This window comes from Bacillus cereus group sp. BfR-BA-01408 (assembly GCF_022663305.1).
Classification (GTDB): Bacteria; Bacillota; Bacilli; order Bacillales; family Bacillaceae_G; genus Bacillus_A; species Bacillus_A pacificus.
On sequence record NZ_JAKUFF010000118.1, the window covers coordinates 1 to 9405 of the forward strand.

Sequence of the window (9405 nt, forward strand, 5' to 3'; positions counted from 1 at the left end):
CTAGAAATTAATGGGGCAGTAAGATAGTAAATAAAATTTACATAGGTGATTATGGAGATATATCAGCGATTATTGAAATATATCAGCGCAACTCAAAATATATCGGCGATTATTGAAATATATCGGCGCAACTCAAAATATATCAGCGATTTTTAAATTATATCGACTTATCGACAAAACATGACAAAAGGAGCCCATCCCAAAATACCTTTTGGAACAGGCCCTACAATATTATTTTTCCTTCAAAAAAGTTCGATCCTTCAAGAATAAATTCCAGAAGAAAATAAATCCTGGTAATAAAATTGCAATCCCAATTGCATATAGAATAAGCAATGCATAGAATGTTTCGACCGTTGTAAAGCTTGTAAATACAGTTACATCAGGATAAATAATATACGGTAAATGCGCAACGCCGTAAGCATAACTTGCAAATGCATATTGAGCGACGACTGCTAAAACGGCAATGCGAGGGTATCCTAGTGTGCCATACTTCTTGTTTGTCCACCAAAGAGAAGAGTACCCGATAACGAATAAAACGATAGAAACTGTAAACCACGGGAATTGCTTTATGAGCCCTTGCATAAGCCAGTGTGTTTCCGGATCCATTACAACGAGGGCGATAATCGCCGTAACGAGTGTTGCAGGACCAAGGATGATGGCGTTTCTTCTATAAATTCTATACGAATCTTCTGAACCTTGCTCTCTCGCAAAATCAGCAAGAAAGAGGGAGGAAAGAAATAATTCTGAAGTTAGCCCAAAGAGCATATAACAGTAGATCACCGGGCTAGAAAGAAGTTTTCCATACAGGAGTACTTCTTTTCCCTCAGACATTGTAATATAAGCCCCCTCTGTAACAGGTAAAACGGTAATTAATAAGGCTGGAATTAAGAGCCCAGTAATACCTGAAATAACCCGAAGGAGGTACTGATATTTTGGCACAGAGTAAGCAAATACCATGAATGTACTGCGAATTGCAATGAGTATTAAAATTAACATAACTGGTACGAACATGACTGTCGCAAGGGTGAAAGCGGCTTTCGGAAAGAAACCGAGAAAAGCGACAACGACAAAGACGAGAAATGTATTTGTTACTTCCCAAGTCGGTGATAAGTATCGGTTGGCAAGCTTGGCAGCGAGCGTTGGATGTTTTGCGTATACCATGCCCCAAAAACCTGCTCCAAAATCGATGGACCCTAATATACTGTATACGAAAATAAGAGCCCATAAGATGATGATTGCAATACTTTCCTCATGCACGAGAATCGCCTCCTTCGTGATGTAAATCATTTGTAAGCGGATGTCTCTTAAAGAATGTCCGTAATACGAAAACTGTTAAAATACCGAGTCCAATATATAAAATGATGAATAGAATAAATAAAGGACCGACAAAATCAGCGCGTGTAGAAGCGTCGACTGTACGTTGCATACCGTAAATGGTCCATGGCTGACGACCGCTACAGCTGAAAATCCACCCAAATTCAATGCCGAGCATCATAACTGGTCCACATGCGGCAGCTCCCCAAAGAAGCCACTTCGGTAGCTCTGTTCCTTTTTTTCGGTAAACAAAGTACCAATATAAGAGGGCAATTGCTGCAACTGCAAAGGTAAAGGCAGCAGTGCCGACCATTAAATTGAACAGTGTATGCGTGTAAAATGGTGGCCATGTTTCTTGTGGAAATTCCTTTAGTCCTTTTACGACAGTGCTAGGGTCTAGTCCTACTAGTAGGCTAAGCATGTTCGGAATTTCTAGTGCGTAGTTTAGTTCAAGTGTGTTAGGATCTACAACGCCGCCAATTGATAACGGTGCATGTGATGTCGTTTCAAATAAAGCTTCAGCAGATGCCAGTTTTTCAGGGGAATGCTTATGTAAAGCAATTGCCGATTCGTGTCCCGAAAGCCACATCGTAGCGCCTGTAATAAATGTCACGACGAGTCCTAACAGTAGTCCTTTTTTATGATATGCCACTTCACGTTCACTTACATTCTTCTTTAATAATTTAAATCCGGCGATAGAGGCAATGACGGCAGCTCCAGTTGCGTAGGCTGTAATCACAACGTGGAATGCGCTCGTGCCAAAACTCGGATTAAAGAAAGCTTTCCACGGATCAACGTTAAAAACGGATCCATCTGGCCCCATTGAAAAGCCCGCGGGTGTATTCATCCATGTATTTGCCGATGTAATAAGCACGGCAGATGCCGTGGCACCAATCATGACGAAGAATAGCGAGATTAATCTCATGAATGGAGGTAGTTTGTCAGCTGCATATACATAAATGGACATGAACAAAGCCTCTAAAAAGAAGGCGAAAATCTCAATTTGAAAGGGCACAGAAATAACCTGCCCAACAATTTTGGCAAAACCAGGCCAAAGCAGTGAGATTTGCACACCAACGATTGTTCCCGTTGGAATTGCTACACCAAGAAGGATGGCAAAGGCCTTTGTCCATCTTTTCGCCATAATGGCGTAGTCGGAATCTTTCTTCCAGTGATAGAGTATTTCACTTATAAAAATCATTAATGAAAGTCCGACACCAAGTGTTGCGAAGATAATGTGGAATGCTAGTGAAGAACCGAAAAATGCTCTTGCTAATGTTACCGTATCCATATGTAAACTCCTCTTCTTTTTTGCCATTATTTTCTGATTGAATTGGAAGATTTATTCAAAAAAACTTCCAAAAATATATATGTATTTAAAAAGTGGATATGATAATATTATGTTTGAATATTATAAATAGAAAGAATTTAATGTTTAATAATGTTTTGTTTGTTTTTTAGTAAGGAATATTTTATAATCTTTTATGCGAACATAAGTTCTGTTTTCAGAGTGAAGAAGTTTATGTGAAATGGAGAGGATGTTTTATGTATCCTGAAGTCATTAAAAAGATGGCATTTTCAAAAGAGCATAGAGATTTATTATTGAAGCTATACAATAAAGAAATTACGCGTCGTGAATATGATCGACTTGTAGAATCACTATATAGGCCTTCAAAAGAGGTTTACGAAGGATAGGGGAGACAATCTAATAGATTGTCTTTTTTACATTTACGTATGTTCTGGTAAAATTAAGGATAGCCTTACTAGGGAGGTGAAAAGTTTGCGGAAACGTATATATATAGTGATTGGCGTTATTCTTTTAATCGCTTTAGGTGGAATTGTATTTTGGTCAGCTTTGCAAGGAAACCGTACGGAACATTTTATTTTAAGACATATGGTGAATGAAAATGGGACGCTTGCTACATATCGTTTAGAAGATACAAAAGCAGGTACCGGTGAAGCGAAAGGCCGTGAAGCTTTATCGGAATCAGCAGGGCTATGGCTGCAATATACACTCGATAAAGACGATCAAGCGTTATTCGATGAACAAGTTAAGGTTATTCAAAATAACTTTGTACATAAGAACCAAATTGTTTTATGGAAAATCTCTGAAAAGGGAGAAATGCAGTCAGCTACAAATGCACTTATTGATGATCTTCGTATTATAGAACAGTTATATCGCGCTTATGAAATGTACAAGGAAGAGCGCTATAAAAACTTAGCGGATCAATTGAGTGATGCTGTCATTCGTTATAATAAGAAAGGTAATTATTATGTTGATTATTATGATGCAGATGCAAGGAAACAAAATGATTTTGCAACAACGTCATATATAAATCCGCGCGCATTCTCCTATATGAAAAAGTATGGAAAAGTTTCTGCTCAGCAATATGAGGAAGTCGTTCAATTTTTAGCAGATTATCCAAGGCATGGATGGGCATTCCCGAAAGAGTATAAAGCAGATGGCACATTTACGTATGACAAAGAAGTGAATCTTATTGACCAATCATACGTTGCATATCATCGTAGTTTAGGTGGCCTTTCATCAGATGCTTATTTGGAATTTATAAAGAAGAAATTCCAGGAGGATGGAAAGCTATACGGTCGTTACAATTTAGAAACGGGAAAACAAACTGTGAATTATGAATCGCCAGCGGCTTACGGATTAACGATTTTGTACGTACTACAAACAGGTGATACAAAGTTTGCAAAGGAATTATATGATCATATGGCCACATTCCGAAATGACAACGTATTTAGTAGATATTACGGTGGATATGTAACAGGAGAAAATAAAAATACGCATATTTTTGATAATGTTTTGCCGCTTTTAGCTGAAATAGAATTAGAGAAGAGTGAACAATAAAAGGTGCCACCCTATGGGGATGGCATCTTTTATTGTTTGATATCATTTTAAGTCCTAATATTGGAGAAGTAATCAATCACGAATTCACGGAATTGCTGGGCAGTTTTCGATAAGTAACGTTTTTTTGACCAGCTTAAGCCAATCGTTCGCTCACAATTTGGTTCAATAATACGTAACTTATTTAATGCTAAAGTAGAGTTCTTTAATAAAGTTAAACTTGGGACGAAAGCGATGCCGAGGCCTTGCTTAATCAGGTCGCTAATCACGGTTGGTTCATCTACTTCAAAAGCGATATGTGGAGTGAAGCCAGCTTCTTTACAAAATTCATCTGTTAAGTGCCGAAATCCATAACCAGTGTTCATACTAATAAACGGTTCGTCCTTTACTTCATGCAGATATACACTTTCACGTTCTGATAAACGGTGCCCTGAAGGGACGACTAAGAAAATTTCTTCTGTAATAAGTGGTTCCCAAATAATCTCTTCGCCTTCAATTGGCACAGAAGAAATGCAAAAGTCAATTTCTATATTATCTAGTTGTCGTTTCATAGAAGGAGTAGATGCGAGAAACTGTTGGAATCGAACGTTAGGATGTTGTAGTAAAAAAGAACCGAGTAGTTCTGGTAATATTCTTGGAATAGAAACAGCCAGCGTAATAGAGCTTTGTTGTAAGTTAGCTAAATCTTTAATTTCTCGTTCGCCTTCACTTAATTCATGAAAAATGCGCTCTACTCGTTTTAAAAATACTTTCCCGAAAGAGTTTAATGTAATTTGTCGACCTTGGCGATCAAATAACGGGACGCCTAAGTCTTTTTCTAGTCTAGCGATTGTTTTGCTGAGCGAAGGCTGTGCGATATGCAATTCTTCAGCGGCTTTTGTCATATGCTCTAATCGTGCAACTGTTTGAAAGTATTTTAGTTGAAGAAGTTCCATTTTGACTCTCCTTTCTATAGACCAAAAGGAATGGATTGATAATTAAAGATGTATTATACAGTATGAAAATGGACGTGTATAGTAAATCTGTTAAACCATTCTAATGGTGTGAAATTCGGAGAAGGAGTATGTTTCATGAAAGGAATTCAACTTGTATTTAAAGATTGGAAAGCGATGTGGCACCATAAACATGGGCGTATCGCTTTAATTTTTTTGTTAATCGTTCCTTTAATTTATTCAGGGTTCTTTTTAGCTGGATATTGGGATCCATACGGAAAATTAGATAAATTACCTGTTGCGATTGTAAATTTAGATAAAGGTGCTGCAATGGATGAGAAAATAATTCGTGCAGGAGACGATTTTGTAAAAAATTTAAAAGAGAATAAGGAACTGGCTTTTCATTTCGTATCAGAAAAAAATGCTGAGGAAGGGCTAAAAGAAGATAAGTACTATATGGTTGTTACGATTCCAGAGGATTTCTCTAAAAAGGTAAGTACACTTATGGATGAGAAACCAGAACCAGCACAATTGCAGTACAAAGTAAATCCGGGTAAAAACTTTGTAGCAGCGCAAATTGGAACGACAGCTGTTGAAAATATGAAAACAAAAATTTCAAATAGTATTACGAAATCTTATACAGAAGGTGTCTTTTCAAAGTTTCAAGACTTAGCACAAGGGTTGAGTGATGCAAGTAATGGTGCTGGGAAGTTACATGAAGGAACGACAGATGCAAGAAATGGGGCAAATCAGCTTGCAGATGGTATTCATCGTTTAAGTGACGGGACATCAAAAGTGAAAGAGGGAAGTGAAAAACTTGCTTCTAGCAAATCAGCCTTAACTGATGGAGCGAATGAGCTAAGTCAAGGAGCAACCTCACTTCATAGCGGTATGGAGTTATTGACGCAAGGTGAAAAACACTTACAATCAGGGATTAGTGAATTAAGTGCTGGTACAAATGAATGGGTGAACGGAAGTGAGAAACTGGCTGAAGGACAAGCGAAAGCGGACAATGCAGCAAATAGTGTAAAACAACAATTAGAAGAGTACGTGAAAAGTCATCCAGAGGTGCAGCAAGATCCTGCTTTTCAAAAGATTATCGCTACTTCTAATGGATTAGCTCAAGCAACAAACACTTTAAATAATAGTCAGAAACAATTGACACAAGGTGCACAGAAGCTTGCAGATGGTCAGCATAAGGTTGAAGAAGGTATGAATACATTCGGAGTTAAGTTAAATGAAGCTACTGCTGGAACGAAAAAGATAGCAGATGGTGCTACAAATTTAGCTAGTGGATTTACGAAATGGGGAACTGGATTTACATCATTACAAGAAGGTGTCAATCAACTTGCGAGCGGGGGAACAGAACTGAATCATGGTGCTGATCAGTTAACGAACGGACTTGTTAAACTTGACGATGGTGCGAAAGAACTTTCTACGAAATTGGGAGAGGGCGCAGAGAAGATAGCGGATGTTCGCAATGATGATGCACGCAATACGATGTTCTCAGAGCCGGTTCAATTAGTGAAGTCAACAGTTTCTGACGTGCCTAATTACGGTTCAGGTATTGCACCATATTTCTTATCGCTTGCATTTTATGTTGGCGGAATTATGGCATCAAATATTTTACCGCTTGGCCGTAGACAAAATATGAAGGTAAGCGGAACGGTACATTTTATTAATAAACTAGGATTGGTATATGTAATTGGACTTATTCAAGCATTACTTGTGGATGTGGTTGTGCTAGGAGTTATGAAATTAGAAGTTGCAAGTGTGCCGCTCTTTGTATTATCAAGTATCGTGATTTCCTTTACGTTCATGACGTTTATTCTTATGTTAGTAACGGTGTTTGGTCTTGTTGGAAAGTTCTTAGCGGTAACGCTTCTCGTCTTGCAATTAGCGACGAGCGGTGGGACTTTCCCAGGAGAATTAAATATAGCTGTTCTTAGCAAGATTGGACAATTTCTCCCAATGTCCCATTCTCTTAGAGGATTGCAAGATGTGATTTCTTTAGGAGATTGGTCGCAATTACAAATGCAAATTTTAATATTGTTATGCTATCTCGTTGTTGCTGGTGGAATTGCTTGGATTACGAGCCATATACAACATAGGGAAACGAATGCCGAACAAGTTTCTTAAAATAAAAAGAAGTTATCCGATTTTTTGGGGATGACTTCTTTTTATTTTGCTTGTAGCAAAAAGAGTATTGCATTATTTTTTTATACACCAGTTCCTATATAAGAGAAGGGGTGCATAGTGAGAGTGTGTAATTTGTTTTTCTATATATATGCGCTTTAAGTATTTTGAATATTCTAAAATTGGACTATGCCAATTGTTAGAATATTATGTAAAAGTTTTTTTGAAATAAATATAATGAACGTACAAATTAAATATTGGCATTGTTTTACATGATAGGAAAGGTATTCAAATGTTTTTAAGAAAGGAAGAGGAGGCATACATAGTTTATCCCACTTTAATGGGCAGTAAGACCCCCATTTCAAAATTCAGCGAAAGCAAAGAAGTTAGGTGGGGGGCGGGCTGATGCTCATAAAAGCCCGATTGGTGAGGGCTGATTAAAGTTTCACTTTATATGTTGGTTTGTTTGGACTTTTTACTGGATAATCATTCAGTAAATTTTCTTCTACGTATAATGATGAACCGTTCCTTTGGAAATTACCGATCCTCACTCTTAATGATGTAAATTAATTTTCCTGTTTGACATGGAAAGTACAATGCAAATGCCGTAGTAATAAGTCAAGAAGTCTGGGGAGGAGTGGGATATCGTATATGAACATATGGAGGCGAAAAAAGAAGCTAAGAAGACAAAAAACCTTTTTAGTACTGTTGATGCTTTTATTAGTGTTCGCGGATATACCTATCAGTTTTATTGACAACATGACGATGCATGCGGAGACAGATTCTATAACAGAACAACCGAAAGATATAGAGATAGGTTCTGTAAAAGAGCAGCCAAATCCAGAAGCTGTGAAAGATTTTGATCCAGGTCCACCTTATGAGCAGAATGTAGCAAAGGATATTCCTGTAGAGGTTGGAGAGGAACGGATTGGGACGTCTTCCTGGATAAAAGATATTGCACCAGCAAGTTTAGTAGATAACACGTGCGTTCAGCAAAATAGAGTTGTACTTAAAAATGGTGGATTTGAAAAGCCAAGGATAACGAAAGACTTCTTTATTGATCAAGATAATGTAGAGGGCTGGAGAACGACAGATCGCTATAAAGTAATCGAAATTTGGAGAACGAGAGATAGAATACCATTGCCTTCACCACTTCCAGCAGAAGGAGAGCAATTTGCCGAACTAAATGCAAGGGAACCTGGAATGTTATATCAAGATGTGAAAACGACTCCAGGGCAAACGATTTATTGGAGATTAGCTCATAGGGGAAGAGATGGGAAAGATACGATGCGAGTTCGTATCGTATCAGCAAGTGCGAATATTACTTCCTTACCTACTATTCAAACGATGGAAGATGATAATAAAGCGTGGGGTCGCTATAGCGGGACTTATACAGTTCCAGCAGGTCAAACGTTAACTCGATTTGGTTTTGAGGCTGTAAAAACATACGGAAATGCCCTATCAGTAGGAAATTTCCTAGATGATATTTTCCTAGGAACAGAACCTTGTGTTACGGCAACAAAATCTGTAAGTCCAGAAGGAAAAGTGTATGCGGGAGATGAGTTGACGTATACAGTGAACGTTAAAAACCACGGCGGAGATGTTGCTGGTGAAGCAATGTTCACTGACATGATTCCAGATGGAACAGAATATGTACCGGGCTCCATAAAACTAAAAGCTGATGGAACCGAAAAAGCTATAACAGATGCAGAAGATAATGATGCAGGCTTTTATAAAGACAAAAAAGTCACTGTTAAATTAGGCGATGTACAAAATACAGAAGAGGATCCAAATGGAATTACAGTTCAATTTAAAGTAAGGGCTTTACCAAGTTATATTGGAAAGCAAGTTACAAATAAGGCAAGAATAGATTATGGCAACTTGTTGAAGGGCTCAAAGGAATATACAAATTCCAATGAAGTTGTAAACGAGGTTATTGCAAGAAACCCTGAAATAGAGTCGGTTAAAGAAGTGAAAAATGTACAAGGTAAGAGTAGGTACGAGGTCGGAGATACAATTGAATACACAGTTAAAATGCGTAACAAAATTGAGAATAGCATCGCGAAAAAGATTGTAATAGAAGATTCATTACCAAACGGGGTAGATTATGTACCAGGAACCATTAAGGTAGATGGAAAAGCGGTGACGGACGCTGTAGAT

Annotated in this window: 7 protein-coding genes; 4 read left to right on the plus strand and 3 right to left on the minus strand. The window is 37.9% G+C overall.

The window, feature by feature from the left end; genetic code table 11:
* Positions 1–231: 231 nt before the first annotated feature.
* Positions 232–1257 (minus strand): cytochrome d ubiquinol oxidase subunit II, encoded by a 1026-nt coding sequence (locus MR083_RS25290; RefSeq protein ID WP_000544167.1) that lies wholly within the window; start codon positions 1255–1257, stop codon positions 232–234.
* A complete protein-coding gene (gene cydA / locus MR083_RS25295; protein WP_242270022.1) occupies positions 1250–2605 on the minus strand; it encodes a cytochrome ubiquinol oxidase subunit I in 1356 nt (451 codons plus the stop codon). Before cydA ends, MR083_RS25290 begins: the two co-directional genes overlap by 8 nt.
* A 254-nt stretch (positions 2606–2859) precedes the next feature.
* Here cydA and MR083_RS25300 point away from each other — a divergent pair, with 254 nt between their 5' ends.
* Together MR083_RS25300 and MR083_RS25305 are read left to right on the plus strand one after the other, a co-directional pair.
* Positions 2860–3009: a hypothetical protein gene (locus MR083_RS25300; protein ID WP_242270023.1), complete on the plus strand. Its 150-nt coding sequence runs from the start codon at positions 2860–2862 to the stop codon at positions 3007–3009.
* An 85-nt stretch (positions 3010–3094) separates the two neighbouring features.
* Positions 3095–4180, plus strand: coding sequence for a hypothetical protein (locus tag MR083_RS25305; protein ID WP_001231580.1), 1086 nt, complete (start codon positions 3095–3097; stop codon positions 4178–4180).
* Positions 4181–4227: 47 nt separating this feature from the next.
* Here the strand turns inward: MR083_RS25305 and MR083_RS25310 are convergent, their stop codons facing one another.
* Entirely contained in the window at positions 4228–5112 is an 885-nt protein-coding gene (locus tag MR083_RS25310; RefSeq protein ID WP_000421935.1) for a LysR family transcriptional regulator, read from the minus strand.
* Positions 5113–5247: 135 nt separating this feature from the next.
* Between MR083_RS25310 and MR083_RS25315 the strand changes: the two genes are divergently transcribed.
* Both MR083_RS25315 and MR083_RS25320 read left to right on the plus strand, forming a co-directional pair.
* Positions 5248–7248 (plus strand): YhgE/Pip domain-containing protein, encoded by a 2001-nt coding sequence (locus MR083_RS25315; protein ID WP_000676359.1) that lies wholly within the window; start codon positions 5248–5250, stop codon positions 7246–7248.
* Between the two features lie 648 nt (positions 7249–7896).
* On the plus strand, positions 7897–9405 hold a 1509-nt coding region (locus MR083_RS25320; protein ID WP_242270024.1), incomplete at its 3' end, for an isopeptide-forming domain-containing fimbrial protein.